General features: G+C 68.2%; 16 protein-coding genes. 11 read left to right on the top strand and 5 right to left on the bottom strand.

Features of this window, described 5'->3' with window-relative positions:
- Positions 1 to 29 precede the first annotated feature (29 nt).
- From ACIA58_RS35675 to ACIA58_RS35665, 3 genes are all read left to right on the top strand, one after another.
- On the top strand, positions 30 to 947 hold the full coding sequence (locus tag ACIA58_RS35675; protein ID WP_396408258.1) for a carbohydrate ABC transporter permease: 918 nt from the start codon (positions 30 to 32) through the stop codon (positions 945 to 947).
- On the top strand, positions 937 to 1,734 hold the full coding sequence (locus ACIA58_RS35670) for a carbohydrate ABC transporter permease (protein ID WP_396408257.1): 798 nt from the start codon (positions 937 to 939) through the stop codon (positions 1,732 to 1,734). The genes ACIA58_RS35675 and ACIA58_RS35670 overlap by 11 nt, the downstream gene beginning before the upstream one ends.
- A gap of 150 nt (positions 1,735 to 1,884) precedes the next feature.
- Positions 1,885 to 3,828 carry a DUF4185 domain-containing protein gene (locus tag ACIA58_RS35665; protein ID WP_396408256.1) on the top strand — a complete coding sequence of 648 codons (1,944 nt, stop codon included), beginning with the start codon at positions 1,885 to 1,887 and terminating at the stop codon, positions 3,826 to 3,828.
- Between the two features lie 204 nt (positions 3,829 to 4,032).
- Here ACIA58_RS35665 and ACIA58_RS35660 read toward each other — a convergent pair whose 3' ends face one another.
- Together ACIA58_RS35660 and ACIA58_RS35655 are read right to left on the bottom strand one after the other, a co-directional pair.
- Positions 4,033 to 4,698, bottom strand: coding sequence for a maleylpyruvate isomerase family mycothiol-dependent enzyme (locus tag ACIA58_RS35660; RefSeq protein WP_396408255.1), 666 nt, complete (start codon positions 4,696 to 4,698; stop codon positions 4,033 to 4,035).
- Complete coding sequence (locus tag ACIA58_RS35655; RefSeq protein ID WP_396408254.1) at positions 4,689 to 5,339, bottom strand: pyridoxal 5'-phosphate synthase; 651 nt, start codon at positions 5,337 to 5,339, stop codon at positions 4,689 to 4,691. Before ACIA58_RS35655 ends, ACIA58_RS35660 begins: the two co-directional genes overlap by 10 nt.
- 63 nt (positions 5,340 to 5,402) lie before the next feature.
- Between ACIA58_RS35655 and ACIA58_RS35650 the strand changes: the two genes are divergently transcribed.
- The 7 genes from ACIA58_RS35650 (at position 5,403) to ACIA58_RS35620 (ending at position 11,148) form a co-directional block, all read left to right on the top strand.
- Positions 5,403 to 5,987, top strand: a complete 585-nt coding sequence (locus ACIA58_RS35650; protein WP_396408253.1) for a CGNR zinc finger domain-containing protein — start codon at positions 5,403 to 5,405, stop codon at positions 5,985 to 5,987.
- A gap of 10 nt (positions 5,988 to 5,997) precedes the next feature.
- Complete coding sequence (locus ACIA58_RS35645; RefSeq protein ID WP_396408252.1) at positions 5,998 to 6,684, top strand: VOC family protein; 687 nt, start codon at positions 5,998 to 6,000, stop codon at positions 6,682 to 6,684.
- A complete protein-coding gene (gene dapE / locus ACIA58_RS35640; protein ID WP_396408251.1) occupies positions 6,681 to 7,748 on the top strand; it encodes a succinyl-diaminopimelate desuccinylase in 1,068 nt (355 codons plus the stop codon). The genes ACIA58_RS35645 and dapE overlap by 4 nt, the downstream gene beginning before the upstream one ends.
- Positions 7,749 to 7,785: 37 nt before the next feature.
- Entirely contained in the window at positions 7,786 to 8,634 is an 849-nt protein-coding gene (locus ACIA58_RS35635) for a TIGR00730 family Rossman fold protein (RefSeq protein WP_396408250.1), read from the top strand.
- Positions 8,635 to 8,688: 54 nt separating this feature from the next.
- Entirely contained in the window at positions 8,689 to 10,035 is a 1,347-nt protein-coding gene (locus ACIA58_RS35630; protein ID WP_396408715.1) for a DivIVA domain-containing protein, read from the top strand.
- Positions 10,035 to 10,472: an SRPBCC family protein gene (locus tag ACIA58_RS35625; protein WP_396408249.1), complete on the top strand. Its 438-nt coding sequence runs from the start codon at positions 10,035 to 10,037 to the stop codon at positions 10,470 to 10,472. The genes ACIA58_RS35630 and ACIA58_RS35625 overlap by 1 nt, the downstream gene beginning before the upstream one ends.
- 115 nt (positions 10,473 to 10,587) lie before the next feature.
- Complete coding sequence (locus ACIA58_RS35620; RefSeq protein ID WP_396408248.1) at positions 10,588 to 11,148, top strand: DNA-3-methyladenine glycosylase I; 561 nt, start codon at positions 10,588 to 10,590, stop codon at positions 11,146 to 11,148.
- Between the two features lie 191 nt (positions 11,149 to 11,339).
- Here the strand turns inward: ACIA58_RS35620 and ACIA58_RS35615 are convergent, their stop codons facing one another.
- The 3 genes from ACIA58_RS35615 to ACIA58_RS35605 form a co-directional block, all read right to left on the bottom strand.
- Positions 11,340 to 13,469 (bottom strand): alpha/beta hydrolase-fold protein, encoded by a 2,130-nt coding sequence (locus tag ACIA58_RS35615; RefSeq protein ID WP_396408247.1) that lies wholly within the window; start codon positions 13,467 to 13,469, stop codon positions 11,340 to 11,342.
- 137 nt (positions 13,470 to 13,606) lie between these two features.
- A complete protein-coding gene (locus ACIA58_RS35610; protein WP_396408246.1) occupies positions 13,607 to 14,398 on the bottom strand; it encodes an enoyl-CoA hydratase/isomerase family protein in 792 nt (263 codons plus the stop codon).
- Positions 14,399 to 14,430: 32 nt separating this feature from the next.
- On the bottom strand, positions 14,431 to 15,258 hold the full coding sequence (locus tag ACIA58_RS35605) for a PaaX family transcriptional regulator C-terminal domain-containing protein (RefSeq protein ID WP_396408245.1): 828 nt from the start codon (positions 15,256 to 15,258) through the stop codon (positions 14,431 to 14,433).
- A gap of 166 nt (positions 15,259 to 15,424) precedes the next feature.
- Here ACIA58_RS35605 and ACIA58_RS35600 point away from each other — a divergent pair, with 166 nt between their 5' ends.
- Positions 15,425 to 15,592, top strand: coding sequence for a DUF3117 domain-containing protein (locus ACIA58_RS35600; RefSeq protein ID WP_012923066.1), 168 nt, complete (start codon positions 15,425 to 15,427; stop codon positions 15,590 to 15,592).
- Positions 15,593 to 15,608 lie beyond the last annotated feature (16 nt).

The following is a 15,608-nucleotide window of genomic DNA, read 5'->3' as shown; positions in this document are numbered from 1 at the left end:
CCACGACAGCCCCTCCGTCCAAGCCTGCCGTGAAAGCGCGAGCGAAGCCGAAGGCCGGGATGACGCGGAAACGGCGCGAGGCGCTGGCGGCGTACGCCTTCCTCGCGCCGGACACCATCGGCCTGCTGATCTTCGTCGCGATCCCGATGGTGCTCGCCTTCGGGGTCGCGTTCTTCAAGGTCGATGGCTTCGGCAACTATCAGTACGTCGGCTTGGCCAACTACAAGCTGATGGCCGGGGACGACCAGCTCTGGGCCTCGTTGAAGGTCACGGCGATCTACGTCGTCACGTTCGTGCCGATCGCGTTCGTGGTGAGCTTCGCGCTGGCCATGCTGGTCCGCAACCACTTCAAGGGCATCGGCTGGGTCCGCTCGGCCTTCTTCCTGCCGAATGTGGTCAGCCTGGTGGTGGTCGGCCTGATCTGGCAGTTCCTGCTGGTCGACAAGCGCGGCGCGCTCTCGAAGATCCTGGCGCCGTTCGGCCTTGGCGACGTGTCCTTCCTCGGTACGCCGTCCCTTGCCCTCGGCACGTATGTGGTGATCAGCGTCTGGTTCCTGATGGGATACCAGATGCTGGTGTTCCTGGCCGGGTTGAAGGATGTGCCGAAGGAGCTCGAGGATGCCGCCGAGATCGACGGTGCGGGCTCCTGGCAACGGTTCCGGTACGTGATCTGGCCGCTGCTCCGGCCGACCAGCTTCTTCGTCGTGGTGAACTCGACGATCGGCGCGGTCACCGGCCTGCAGGCGTTCGACCTGGTCTTCGTGCTGACCAAGGGAGGCCCGGCCCGCGCAACCAGCACGGTGGTGCTCTACATCTACGAGCAGGCGTTCACCTTCAACAACATGGGGTACGCCGCCGCGCTGACGACCGTGGTCGTCGCGATCCTCGTCGTCTGCACCGGCCTGATGTTCGGCTTCACCCGAGGAGGTCGCTTCGATGAGGATTAGATTCTTCCCGATCCTGGCCCACGTCCTCGCGATCATCGCGGTGGCGCCGCTGGTATGGATCCTGATCAGTGCGTTGAAGCCTGCCGAGGACGTGTTCAACTTCGGGTGGCCTTCGACCTGGACGCTGGACAACCTGCAGTACGTGCTGCTGAAGATCCCGATGCCGCGGTTCATGCTGAACTCCGCGATCGTGTCAGTGACGGTCACCGTGGTCGCACTGTTCTTCCACAGCATGGCGGCGTACGCGCTGGCCCGGCTGCGGTTCCCCGGGCGCGGGATCATCTTCTCCGGGATCATGTCGACGCTGCTCGTGTCGCTGCCGGTGATACTAGTTCCGTTGTTTCTAGTTGCAAAGCAACTAGGTCTGCTGGACAGTTACGCCGGGCTGATCGTGCCGAGCATCTTCCACGCGTTCGGGATCTTCCTGCTCCGGCAGTACTACCTGAACATCCCACGCGAGCTCGAGGAAGCGGCCGACCTGGACGGCTGCGGGTACTGGCGGCGGTACTGGAGCGTCATCCTGCCGCTCAGCCGGCCGGTGCTCGCGTCGCTGTCGGTGCTGTTCTTCCTGGCCAACTGGAACGCGTTCCTCTGGCCGCTCACCATCACCCGGAACCCGGACCTGCGGGTGATCCAGCTCGGTGTCTCCGGCATGCAGGGGCAGTACGCCTCCGCCTGGAACCTCATTCTCGCGGCCGCCGTGATCGCGGCCATTCCCACGGTCGTGGTGTTCGTCGCGGGCCAGCGCCGTCTGGTCGACGCGATGAAGACGACCGGCCTCAAGTGAAGGGCGCATGTCATGAAACGTGGGGCACTGCTTGCCGTCCTGCCGCTGGTCTTCGGAACGGCGACCCTCCTCACCCAGTCCTCCGGCGCCGCTGACCATACCAAACCGTATGGTATGGCAGCCTCGACAGGACATACCAAACCGTATGGTATGGCGGGTTCGATCGGCACCGCGCAGGTGGAGTCGAAGGGCACGCCCAGCAGCAGCGACGGTGACCTGTGGCCGTCCTGCTGGGCCGGCAACGACAAGTTGTACGCCGCCAACGGTGACGGCAAAGGTTTCAGCACCGACGGGGACTTCGCCGACATCGCGGTCAGCGAGATCAACGGCACTCCCGGAAACTTGTCCGGGGCAACGATCTCGAAGGGCGACCAGGTCGGATCGGTCTGGAGCGGCGCCGGGTACAACCGGAAGCCGACCGGGATGGTGTGCGTCGGCGACACGCTGTACCTCGCCGTGCAGGACCTGGCGCTCGACTTCAACGACGTGCCGGCCGCAACGATCCTGAAGTCGACGGACCACGGCAAGACGTGGACGTGGGACAAGAAGCAGCCGATGTTCTCCGACCATGTCTTCACGACGATCTGGTTCGCGGACTTCGGCAAGGGCGGCGCGCTGGCTCCCGACGGCTACGTGTACGCGTACGGGCTGGACGGCAACTGGCGGGATTCGTTCGACGACACGGTGGCCGATCCGCAGAGCGTGTTCCTGGCGCGGGTGCCCAAGAACAAGGTGCAGGACCGCGGCGCGTGGAAGTTCTACACCGGCTCCGGCTGGTCGGCGAAGATCGCGGATCGCAAACCGGTGCTGACCGACACGCGACGGTTGTACGCGCAGACGTACGGCACGAACGCGTCGAACCTGAGCGTGATCAGCCAGGGCGGAGTCACGTACCTCGCGAAGCAGAAGCGGTACGTCTACACGTCCTGGACGGAGTACACCTTCGAGTTCTACGAGTCGCCGACGCCGTGGGGTCCGTGGAAGCACTTCATGAGCAAGGACTTCGGCGGGTATCCGTGGTCGACGTCGAAGTACGGCGGGTACGGCGTGACGATCCCGTCGAAGTTCGTCCAGCCGGACGGCAAGACGATGTACATCCAGGCGAACGTCTGCCCGTGCGGCGGCGGTGGGATCGGTACGTCGGTGTACAACTTCAACCTGCGCAAACTGGTCCTGACGCCGTCGGTCGGCACCCCGGCCGCGAACCTGCCCGGGTCCGACAACCTCGCGGCGCCGTCGACCGGTGCGGTCGCGATCTCCAAGTCGACACAGTCGGGGAGTCTCGCGTTGATGAACGACGGCGCTCGTACCGGCAGCGAGTCCGACTTCGACGACGAGGTGAAGGGCACGTCGTGGTGGGGCTACGAGTGGCCCGCCAAGCACAAGGTGAACAACGTCGAGTTCACGTCGGGCGCGGTGTCGGCCGAGGGCGGGTACTTCACCGGGCGGCCGCGCGTCCAGGTCAAGCAGAACGGCGAATGGGTCGAGGTCGGTTCGCAGACCGTCTCACCGGCGTACCCGGGGGATGCGTCGGCCGGGGCGAACACGACGTACACGATCACGTTCCCCGTGCAGGAGACCGATGGGGTGCGGGTGATCGGCCTGCCTGGCGGGACCCGTTCGTACACGACGGTCTCTGAGCTCGCGGTGCGGTTCGTGTCCCAGTTGGCGGACGGCGGGTTCGAAGGCACCGGCGGCGGCAAGCCGGCGTGGCTGTTCGAAGGTACTGCGGCCAACGGCGTCGACCGGGGTCTCGGCTTCGCCCACTCCGGCGCCAACAACGGCTGGATCCGCTGCACCTGCACGGGTTTCAGCGACCTGTACCAGACGGTCCCGGTCACGCCCGGCGCGACGTACACCTTCGGCGCGTGGATCAACGCCTCGGCCAACCTGCCGGCAGACCAGGGCCGCTTCGGCGTCCGCGCCGGCACCACAGACCTGGCCAGCACCACTTTCGGCGCAGGCACCGGCTACGTCCACCACGAGGTGACGGTAAAGGTCCCCGCCAACACCCACGAGCTAACGGTCTACGCCGGCTTCAACGCCCCCAACCTGGACACCTGGATCCAGGTAGACGACTTCACCGTCAGCTGACGCGCTCTCCGGAAAGAAGTCGTCACCCACCGACGACTTCTTTCCGGAAAGCTCACGGACGGAGCGACCTCGGTCGCGAGCCGCGTTCGCGTGCGGACCCCAGCCACTCACCAACCGGCTGGCCGGGCGTGGCGGCACGCGCGGCCGTGAGCTTTGGTCGGCCAATGCCCACGGTTGATGAGTGCTGCAGGTCTGCTGTTGTTGCTAAGGCCAGGGGAGGAGCTGCGGCTCGGGTCCGGTGATCGGGCTTGGGGTGGTGCGGCCGGCGTACCAGGCGGTTAGGTCTGTGAGCGCGCCGGTCAGCTCTACCTCTTCGCCGGAGCCGTTCTCCCACGTGGCGGTGGGGGACTTGAGGACCAAGTGGATGCCGTCGGGGGTGCGGGGGCGGAGGAAGTCGAGCAGGTGGAGGCAGAACGAGGAGGACCAGCTTGCAGGGGTCACACCCAGGTCTAGGTCTGTGGTGTGGATGGTTAGTTCTCGCCAGGTGGCTTGGAGGCCGGCGGCGAGGTTGCTGTTGCGGTGGAGGATGGGGAGGGGCCAGTCGGTGGGGCTGACCTTGTCCCAGGAGGAGAGCAGCGTGGTGACTGCCGCCGTTAGATGAGCGCGGAGGTCGGCGGCGGAGCGGTCCGCGCCGGCTTCGATGGACGCGTCCCGCTCCGGTCGGCCGCCGTCGTACATCTCGATCAGGCGACCCTGGAGGGCTTCGTCCACCTGACGGGTCATTGCCTCGGAGAAGTAGGCGATGTGCGTGATCACGTGACCGCGGGACCATCCGGGCAGGGACGAAGCGCCGCGGGCGGTCGGCTCGTCCAGGTCCGCGACCAGTGCGAGCAGTTGCTCGGCGGCGGCGCGTACGTCGGTCAGGGCCACAAGAGCTCCTTCGTCCACTGGTCCTCGAGGCGGTACCGCAGACGCGTATGCCGGCGGTCCGGATCGGCCTGCCAGAACTCGACCTCCTCGGCGCGCAGCGTGTAGAGCGTCCAGTTCGGCGCGACCAGTTCGGGCTCGGCGGCGATCCGCTCCGACTGCTCCTTCACCGCGCGGTCGATGTCCGCAGGATCCTCGAGTACGGCGCTCTGCAACCCGACCAATGCCTCGGCCCGAGCTGCCTCGGGCCGCATGAGGAAGTCCCGCGCCGAATCCTCCGGCTCCGCGGCCTCGACCCTCCCGAGCACGCGGACCTGCCGTCCCAGCGGGATCCAGTAGAACGTCAGAGCGGCGTACGGCGAGGTCGCCAGCTCCTCGCCCTTGCGGCTGGTCGACGTCGACGCGAACTGCCACCCGTCGTCCGTCACGTTCTTGAGGATCAGGACCCGCCCGTTCGGCCGGCCGTCGGCTCGGACCGTCGACAGGGTCGCGGCGCACGGCTCGGGCACCTGCTCGTCGATCGCCGTCAGCAGCCACTCGACGAAGATCGGGTGCGGCGTCTCGGGAGCACTTGCGGGATTCCAGGTCGGTGGGGTGCCGGTCAGCGTCGGTACGGCGCGCAGCCGGGTGCGGAGGTCGGTCACGCTTCGAGACCCTAAGCGATGTATTCACATGGCAGCAACCAGATATCCCATTAGAATCACCTGATGACCACGCTGGCCTTCGCCCTCGCCGCGACCATCAAGCACGACGGCCGCGGCGGCGTCGCCGATCTCCTCGCGACGCCCGCGGAGGCGGCCGCGTGGCTCGCTGACCACCAGGACGAGGTCACGGAGGTACTGGGACGGCCGCTCGCGGTAGGTGGGGAGGTGCGCGAGGAGCTTGTCCAGGTACGACGCGCCGTGCGGGCGTTGTTCGCGCGGACTGTCGCGCCTGAGCCGCCGAGCAAGGCCGATGCTCATCGGTTGATGGATGTCGACGCGGCACTGCGGATGATCAACCGGGCTGCCGGCCGCCTGGGGACACAGAAACTGGTGTGGCAGGAAGGCGGGGAGCCGGTTGTCGAGTGGTCCGGGGGAGCCGCGGAGCCGGTGGCGGTGCTGGTGGGCGCCGTGGGGCGGTCGACGATCGAGTTCCTGACCGGCCCGGATCGAGCGCGACTCCGAGCCTGCCCGGCTGCTCGCTGTGTCAAGTACTTCCTGCAGGACGATCCACGGCAGACCTGGTGTTCGGCGTCCTGCGGGAATCGCGAACGGGTGAACCGTCACTACCGCAAACGGCACGCCGGATAGCCTGTCGGTCATGACCATCGCTCGTTTCAAGGACTTGTGTGTCGACGTCTCGTCACCGAGTGAGATGGCCGCGTTCTGGGGCCGGGTGATTGGCCTGACCGCGCCCGCCGACAACCCGAACGTGCTCGTCGGCGACGCCCCGGAGAAGACGATCTGGATGTGCAAGGTCCCGGAGTCGAGGACGGTCAAGAACCGGGTCCACCTCGACCTGATCACCGGCGCGATCGAGGACCTCGAGCGGGCCGGCGCGGCGATCCTGACCCCGGCCACGGACGAGCAGCGCTGGACGGTGATGACCGATCCCGAGGGCGGGGAGTTCTGCGGGTTCGTCCGCGACACGGTTCCGGCGTACCGGCTGATGGAGCTCGTGGTCGACTCGGCCGAGCCGGAGAAGCAGGCGCGCTGGTGGGCGGAGGTGGTCGGCGGCGACTTCATGAGTCGACCGGGTACGCCGTATCACTGGCTCGAGAACGTGCCGGGCCTGCCGTTCCGGTACTGGGTCTTCGTCCCGGTGCCCGAGCCGAAGACCGTGAAGAACAGGGTGCACTGGGATGTCACCGCGCCCGCGCTGCAGCCGGTGCTCGACGCGGGTGCGACACTGCTGCGGCCCAAGGACGACGAGATCGGCTGGCACGTCTGCGCCGACCCCGAGGGCAACGAGTTCTGCGTGTTCCTGCCGCCGGAGGAGTCTTCATGACCAAGCTCGACCTGACCGCATCCGGTCCAGACCTGACCGAGGCGTTGGTCAACGTCTCGTCGGTGAGTGGGACCGAGGAGAAGATCGCGGACAAGGTCGAGAAGGCGCTCTCGGCGTACGGGCACCTGAAGGTGTTCCGGCACGGGAACACCGTGGTCGCGCGGACCGATCTCGGCCGCGCCGAGCGGGTCGTGATCGCCGGTCATCTCGACACTGTGCCGCTCAACGACAACCTCCCGGGCCGCCGCGCCGACGGCCTGATCCACGGCCTCGGCGCCTGCGACATGAAAGGCGGTGTCGCGGTCGCGCTGCGGCTCGCCGCGACGCTCGACGAGCCGAATCGGGACATCACCTACGTCTTCTACGACTGCGAGGAGATCGAGGCCGAGCGCAACGGTCTGTTCAAGCTGACCCGGTCCAACCCCGAGCTGCTCGAGGGCGTGTTCGCGGTCGTGATGGAGCCGTCGAACGCCGTCGTCGAGGCCGGTTGCCAGGGCACCATGCGGATCGAGGTCACCACCCGCGGCGAGCGCGCGCATTCGGCCCGGTCGTGGATGGGCCGCAACGCCATCCATGCCGCGGGCGAGGTGCTCGCGCGGCTGGCGGCGTACGAGCCGCGGCGGGTGCCGATCGACGGACTCGAGTACCGCGAGGGGCTGAACGCGGTCGCGATCACGGGCGGGGTCGCCGGCAACGTCGTACCGGATCTGTGCACGGTGACGATCAACTACCGCTTCGCGCCCAGCCGGTCCGAGGCGGAGGCCGAGGCGCACCTGCGGGAGGTGTTCGAGGGGTACGACGTCGCGGTGACGGACTCGGCGCCGGGTGGGCTGCCGGGGCTGGAGCGGCCGGCCGCGGCGGCGTTCCTGCAGGTGGTCGGGGGAGAGCCGCAGCCGAAGTTCGGGTGGACGGACGTGGCGCGGTTCACGCTGCTCGGCGTCCCGGCGGTGAACTACGGGCCCGGCGACCCGCTGTACGCGCACAAGCAGGACGAATTCGTGCCCGAGGCCGAGATCGAGCTGTGTGAACAGCGGTTGAGGAGTTGGTTGACGGGCCGCGCCTGAGCCGCAGGTGTTACCGGTCAGGCCATAATCTGGATGCATGTCAGAACCATCGATCCACCCCGACCGTCCGGTCGGCCAGCAGCAGCGCGGGCCGATCGTGATGCGGCGCAAGCAGGTGCAGCACTCCACCTCCGAGCAGCGGCTGCTGGACAGCCGCGGCCCGTCGGACTGGGTGCACACCGACCCGTGGCGGGTGCTGCGGATCCAGTCGGAGTTCATCGAGGGGTTCGGCATGCTGGCCGAGCTCGGGTCGGCGATCAGCGTGTTCGGGTCGGCGCGGACCAAGGCCGACGACCCGATGTACGCCGCCGCCGAGGAGTTCGGGCGGAAGCTGGTCGGCGCGGGGTACGCCGTCATCACCGGTGGCGGGCCGGGCGTGATGGAGGCCGCGAACAAGGGCGCCTCCGAGGCCGGCGGCGTGTCGGTCGGGCTCGGTATCGAGCTGCCCTTCGAGAACGGCCTGAACGAGTGGGTCGACATCGGGATGAACTTCCGGTACTTCTTCACCCGCAAGACGATGTTCGTGAAGTACGCGCAGGGGTTCGTGGTGATGCCGGGCGGGTTCGGCACGCTGGACGAGCTGTTCGAGGCGCTCACGCTGGCCCAGACGCGGAAGGTCACGTCGTTCCCGGTCGTGCTGTTCGGTACGGCGTACTGGGGCGGGCTGGTCGACTGGCTGCGGAACACGATGCTCGCCGACGGGAAGATCTCCGCGGCCGATCTGGACATGTTCACGGTCACCGACGACGTCGACGAGGCGATCAGCTACATCATGAAGGCCGGGGAGCTGGCCGACGCCGCCGCGGAGGAAGCCGCCGAGGTCGCCGCGCAGGACGTGGACAGCTCGTCCGCGAAGGCGCGCCGGCTGGGGTCCGACGGGAGCTGAAATCGCGGGTGATGGTTCGGTTGACTCGGACGGCATGGCACGATCGGACCCGTGATGTGGTTCTTCGGGCTGATCGTCGTGGTGTTGATCGGGGCTGTCGCGGTAGTCGCCTCGGGTCGTTGGGGTGCCATGAGCACGGCGTACGACGACCGGCCCGACATGACCGTGCCGGCGCGGCAGGTGCTCACGTCGGCCGACATCGAGTCGGCGCGGTTCGCGGTCGGGGTCCGCGGCTACCGGATGGACGAGGTCGACACACTTCTCGAACGGGTCGCGAAAGAGGTAGCTGAGCGCGACCGCCGGATCGCGGACCTGGAGCGCGCGGTCGCTCCGATCGTGGATGCGCCGGACGGGGCTGGGTTCACGTCGAAGTCGCCGTACGACTCGTCCGAGTTCGAGGACACCGGGGCTCACCCGCCGATCCTCGTCGGCGGGGACTTCCCGGCTCCTGCCGGCAAGGCCACGCAGCCCGCGGAGCCTTCGGAGGCTCCGGCGGCTACTGCTGGTGAGGTGCCGCAGGTCGGTGTCCCGGTGTCTGCGACGGCTCCCGGGGCGGCTCCTGAGGCGGCTACGGAGCGGACCGATGAGTCGGCGCGAGCTGAGTCCGCGGGAGATGCCGAGGATGACGTCGACGACGAGCCGGAGACCTCGGAGATCCCGCGCACGAGCCACGAAGCGGCCGCCGACGAGTACGAGCGCCTCCAGGCCGAGGCCCGTGCCCTCCTGGAGGCGCAGTCCCAGCCGGTAACTCCGCGCCGGACCCCTGCCACTCGCACGCAACAGCAGCCGGCAAGTACCCCGAAGCAGCCGCAGGACGAGCAGAAGCCGCAGCCCCCCACGCAGCAGGCGCCAGACGAACAGAAGCCGCAGGTCCCCACGCAGCAGCCTGATGGCCAGCAGCCGCCGCAAACTGCAACCCAACAGCCCCCACAGGGCCAGTCGCCGTCGGCCGCCGCACAGGAGCAGTCGCCGCAAGCCTTCGTGCAGGAGCAGTCGCCGCAGGCCCTCGTGCAGCAGTCGGCGGACACGCGGCCGGGGGCCGCCGAACAGTCTGCTCCTGCGCAGCACTGGACGCAGATGCCGCCGCCCGCTGAGGTGCAGGAGACAGCGGCCGAGCAGTTCGCTCCCGCGACGCACTGGACGCAGGCGCAGGAGTCGCAGTACGTCGTCCGGGAGCAGCAGACCGCCGGTCAGCAGCAGGCGCCAGCTCCTCAGCACGAAGCCGCCTCTCAGCAGCCGCCCGACCCTCAGCAGCAGTCCGGCGCTCAGCAGCAGGCGTCCACGGCTCAGCAGGAGCCCGGCTCAGCGCAGGCTGCGTCGCAGCAGGGTGAGGGGGAGGGGTGGCAGTTTTGGCCGCCGGTTGAGGAGGGTGGGGAAGGCGCCTATCAGCGGCCGAGCTGATGGACGGGACGGGGAGTTGTCACGCGGAGGCGTCGGTTGTACTGCAGCTCACGCCGGAGGCCGCGTGGGACCTGGTGATGGACTGGAAGCGGCAGTCCCGGTGGATGCTGCTGACGCGCGTCTGGGGGACTGAGAACGACGGGGTGGGCGTCGGTGGTGGGGTCGCGGCGCGGACTTCTGTCGGTGGCATCGGGTTCACTGACGACATGGTCATCACACACTGGGATCCGCCGCGAGAGTGCACGGTGAAGCATCTCGGCAAGGTCGTCCGCGGCACCGGCACATTCTCGATCACACCGGTCTCCACCGGAAGCGTCTTCACCTGGGCGGAGGACGTCCAGCCCCCGTTGGGACGGATCGGATGGGTAGTGGCGCGACCGATGTTCGAGCTGATGATGCGCGTCTCGCTGAGCCGCTTGGTGCGTGAGGCCCGATGACGGTACTGATGCCGCGCCTCCGGCGCGGCGGGTCATCGGGCTGTAACTCCCGGCCTTCCCTCGTCGCTCCGGTCGCCGCGCTCCCTGCGCTCCTCAGTCCAGGCAGGGAGGCCCGATGACGGTGATCGGCCCCGACGGGCAGGCGCGGTGTGGGTGGGCGACGTCCGCGCCGGAGTACGTCGAGTATCACGACAACGAGTGGGGCAAGGAGATCCGGACCGATGTCGGGCTGTTCGAGCGGATGACGCTCGAGGGGTTCCAGTCCGGGCTGTCCTGGATCACGATCCTTCGCAAGCGGGAGAACTTCCGCGCCGCGTTCGCGAACTTCGACCCGGAGACGATCGCGAAGTACGACGACTCGGACTTCGACCGGCTGATGGCCGACCCCGGCATCGTCCGCAACCGGTTGAAGGTCAACGCGACGATCAACAACGCCCGCGCGCTGCTGGAGCTGGACGACGGCGAGTTCACCGAGCTGCTCTGGTCGTTCCGGCCGGCCGAGCACAAAGCACCCCGGACGCCGGTCGATGTGCCGGCCACGACGCCCGAGTCCGTGGCCATGTCGAAGGCGCTGAAGAAGAAGGGTTTCGTCTTCGTCGGACCCACCACGGCGTACGCGTTGATGCAGGCGACAGGCATCGTGAACGACCACCTGAAAACTTGTATAGCCCGCTGAATCTCGTGCACGTGCAGGTGCCTTCTGCATATGCAAAAGGAACTTTGGCGAAACGCGAACACAAACGGCTGAACGAGTTGTGCATCGGGTACTGAACGTGATGTGGTGTTCAGCGGGCTCCCCGGCTGTCAGGTGGTTGTCCGGCCGTGACTCGCCCGGCCGGAACGCGGTCTGGGAGCCCACCAAACGTTCTATGGCAGCTTGTTGACGCCATCCGAGGTGAAGGCTGTCCGGAACACATCCGTTCCGGTCAGCCCACTCAACTGGGTACCCGTCGGCGTGACGGTGAGGTAGAGATTCGCCTCGGCGAACGGGTCCGCCGCGTCGTCGTCCGCAGTGCCGAACTGCCGTGTCCACGTGCGCGTGTGGTCCGGCGAGTACTTCGCCAGCACGCCGTCGAACTTGCCGAGCGGTGTCTCCAACGCGCCGTCGGTGAAGCCTGCAACGTAGAGGTTGCCGGCGGCGTCGACGGCCAGCGCGGCGGCCTTGTCGTTGGTGGGTGTGCCTAGCTGGTCCCGCCACGTCAGCGTGCCGTCGGAATCGGCACGTGCGATCAGAAGATCCTTGTCGCCGCTCAGTGTTCCGGCAAAGTCCCCTGCCGTGTAGCCGGCCAGATAGACGCCACCGTTCGGGTCTGGGGCCAGAGCCCACACCTCGTCCGACGCCGAGGTGCCGAACTGCCGAACCCACACCGGATCGCCATCGGTGGTGTAGCGGGCGAGGAAGCCATCCAGTCCACCAACCGAGGTGCCGAGCGCACCAGCTGTCATCCCAGCCAGATACACCGACCCACCCGAGACAGCGACCGCCATCCCCTTGTCCTCGCCGGTGCTTCCCGTCTGCCGCAGCCACACCAGCCGTCCCTCACCATCCAGCCGAGCGACGAACACATCCTTGTCGCCCTGATTGGCGCCACCGAGCGCACCCTTCGTGTAGCCGCCGACGTAGATGTCAGAGCCGTCGACAGCCACCGAGTAGCCGCGATCAGCAGCCCCCGGTACGCCGAACTGCGTCAGCCACCGCCGATTCCCATCGGCGTCGTACTGCGCCACGAACGCATCGTCCGTGGTGGTTCCCGCATGCGACCCATCCAGGTCCCCGTTCGTGTACCCGGTCACCACGACGCGCCCGTCCGCGTCGACAGCGACGCCGTACGCGCGTTCTGTCCCGCTCGTCCCGAGCGACCGGGTCCATACCCGCGAGCCGTCCGCGCGGTACTTGACCAGTGCGACGTCCGTCCCGCCCGCGTACGGCTGCCCGTCCAGCGCACCCGCTGCCGCGACCGCCTGATAAACGTTGCCTGAGGCATCAGTTGCGATGCCGCCGGCGCGGTCGTCGCCCGCCGTGCCGGTGATCGCCGCACGCATCGGGGTGGCCGGCGGCTTGCCGATGTACTGGAAGATGTACTTCGCGCCCTCGACGAACGTCGGCCCCCAGACGTCCCAGTCGTGCCCGCCGTCGACGACGCGGAATTCCGAGGTCAGGTTCGGCACCCGGGACGCCTGGTTGAAGACGATGTGCGCCTCGAAGTCGAGGTCGTGGATGGCGTCGATCGCCTTCGGGTTCTTGTACTCGTCGTCGCCGACCGCGATGTACAGGTGCGACTTCAGCCCGGTCGCCGCGAACGACTTCAGCGCCGCGGGCCAGTTCAGCTTCAGGTACGTCGCCTCGACGAACGGATCCTTACCCTTGCCGAAGGCACCGAACTCGCGGGTGCTCGAATCCGCCGGCGGCAACGGGAAGTACACCGCCGGGCTCAGGGCGATCGCGGCGCCGAACACGTCCGGATGCGCGAGCGAGTACCGCAGCGCACCGGCGCCGCCCATCGAATACCCGGCGATCGCCCGGCCGGTGCGGTCGGCGATGGTCCGGTACGTCGCGTCGATCTGTGGCACGAAGTCGCGGAAGAACGCCGTCTCCACCGGACGACCCGGATCGGTCCCCGTGTACGCCGAGTCGACGTACCAGCTCGCCCGGCTGCTCCACGGTGCGTCCGGCATGATCGCGATCATCGGCGGGATCTCGCCGGCGCCGATCAGCTCGTCGAGCCGGCTCTTCAGCTGCGTCCAGGCGCTCATCGAGTCCCCGCGCCCGTGCAGCAGGTAGACGACCGGGTACCGGCGCGTGGATTCCTCGTACCCGGCCGGCAGATAGACGTTGTAGTCGATGTCCTCGCCGAGAGTTGCGGACCGCACAGCGGCGGACTTGATGACTCCGGGCGCGGCGGCAGGCGTGGCCACAGGCGCGGCGGTCGAGCCAGGCACGACGAAGCTCCCGACCAGCGTGGCGGCGGTCAGGGCAGGCAGCAGCAGTTTCCTCACAGGTCAGGTTGTAATCGCTTACGTAAACGATTACAAGAGGTGGTCCATCGCTAACGACAGGAGGTAGTCGCCTATCACGGTGGAAATCTCGGCGTGTCGACCGCTCAGGTGCTCGATGGAGGCACTACCTCCTGTCGTCAGCGACCGGTGAAGGTTGGCTTCTCCTTGGCGACGAAGGAGGCGACGGCGTTGTGGTGGTCTTCGGTGGCACCCGTCAGCTGCATCTGACCGGCCTCGAACGCCAGCGACTCGGCCAGGGTGTGCGTCGCCGAGAAGTTCACCGACTGCCGTACGGCGCCGTACGCGACCGTCGGGCCCTTCGCGAGCTTCCCGGCCAACGCGGCGACCGCCGGCTCGAGCTCAGCAGCGGGTACGACGGAAGTCGCCAGGCCGAGGTCCAGCGACTCGGCGGCGGGGATGGTCCGCGGGAAGTACAGCAGCTCGAGCGCCTTGGCGCGCCCGATCAGCCGGGGGAGCGTCCAGGAGATCCCGGTGTCGCACGACAGCGCGATGCCGGTGAACGCGAGGTTGAACCCAGCAGTGTCGGCGACGACGCGGAAGTCGCACGCGAACGCCATCGACGCGCCGGCGCCCGCGGCCACTCCGTTGACCGCGGCAATCACCGGCTTCGGCATCTCGGCCAGCGCCAGCGCGATCGGCGCGTAGTGGTCCGGCACGGTGCTCCACAGCGCGGCCTGATCGTTCGCCTGCAGCAGCCCGATGTGCTCCTTCAGGTCCTGCCCGACGCAGAGCGCACGTCCGGTCCCGGTCAGTACGACGACGCGGACGGCCGGATCCTCGGCGGCTGCCTGGACGGTGTCGCGGAGCAGGACCTTGGTCGGCGTGTCGAGCGAGTTCATCGCGTCCGGCCGGTTCAGGGTGATGGTGGCCACGCCGTCGGAAACGGCGTACACAACGGAGTCACTCATCGTGGTCAGCTCCTTGACTGTCGGTGAGAATTTCAGTGCAGTGTCAGACAGTTGTCGACGAAACGCCCGGCCGCGGGGCTCAGTCGTTCGGCGTGGAAATCGAAGAATTCGGCCGCCCTGGTCCCGGCCCAGTCGGCCGGCAGGAGCTCGTCCGGCAGCCCCGGGTCGCGGAACAGGAACTTGCGCCACTCGTGCACCAGCTCGGACCGGACGGCGAACGCCTGCTCGTCGCCGCCTACGGTGGACTCCTGGCCCGCCTCGTCGACCAGCGCCTTCGCCTCGATCAGCCAGGCGTCGTACGACGCGCCGAGCTCGTCCAGCTTCCAGACCCGCCGGGCGAACTCCACGGCGCCGTCGTCGACCGGCGCCCGGAACCGGTCCGCGGCGATCCCTTCCATGCCGAGGATCTGGTCGACCTCGGCGTCGTTGCGCAGCCCGACCCAGGCGCCGTCGGACAGCGGAGCCCAACCCAGGAAGGCGAGTTGGCTCGCCAGCTGCTCGCGGCGGCGGGCGTTCGGGACCTCGCGCAGGATGCCCAGATGCCAGTGCCGGTCCCAGTCGCCCGGCCCCTCGGAGCCGGTGACCACCGGTGTGCCGTCCGGCGCGGTCCGGTAGATCCGGGCGGCGGCGTCGTCGAGGCGGCGACGCGCCCGGGCGGTCAGCGCGTAACCGGGCTGACCCTCGATCCGGACCGGCTCCAGCCAGCCCTGCCGGACCATCCGGGACACGGCGGTGCGCACCGCCGGCGGATGGACGCCGAGCGGCGCGAGCAGCTGGACCAGGGCCGCGACCGGGGCGCGCGCGCCACGCGCGCGCAGGTGGTCGCCGTACAGGTCGAAGAGGGCTGAACGGGCGTGCACAAGACTCGAGTCTGCCGTATGGTGCACGGCTCTGGCCTGGGATCGGGAATAATGGGGTCTGATACACACTGCGATACGCGCCGACGGCGCATCACCGCAACGGCGCCGGCGACGGTTCCCCGCGCGGTGTCGTCGCTCAACACCGACACTGGGAAGGGGTGCGCGCATGGCGGCGATGAAGCCGCGGACGGGCGATGGTCCGCTCGAGGTCACCAAGGAGGGCCGGGGGATCGTGATGCGGGTTCCGCTCGAGGGCGGCGGCCGGCTCGTCGTCGAGCTCAACGCGGACGAAGCGACCGAGCTCGGGAACGCGCTCAAGGCTGTCGTCGGCTGACCAGGTTCTCCCCGGG

This window comes from Kribbella sp. NPDC051586, from assembly GCF_044453965.1.
Taxonomy (GTDB): domain Bacteria; phylum Actinomycetota; class Actinomycetes; order Propionibacteriales; family Kribbellaceae; genus Kribbella.
This window is presented reverse-complemented; position numbering and strand designations above follow the sequence as displayed.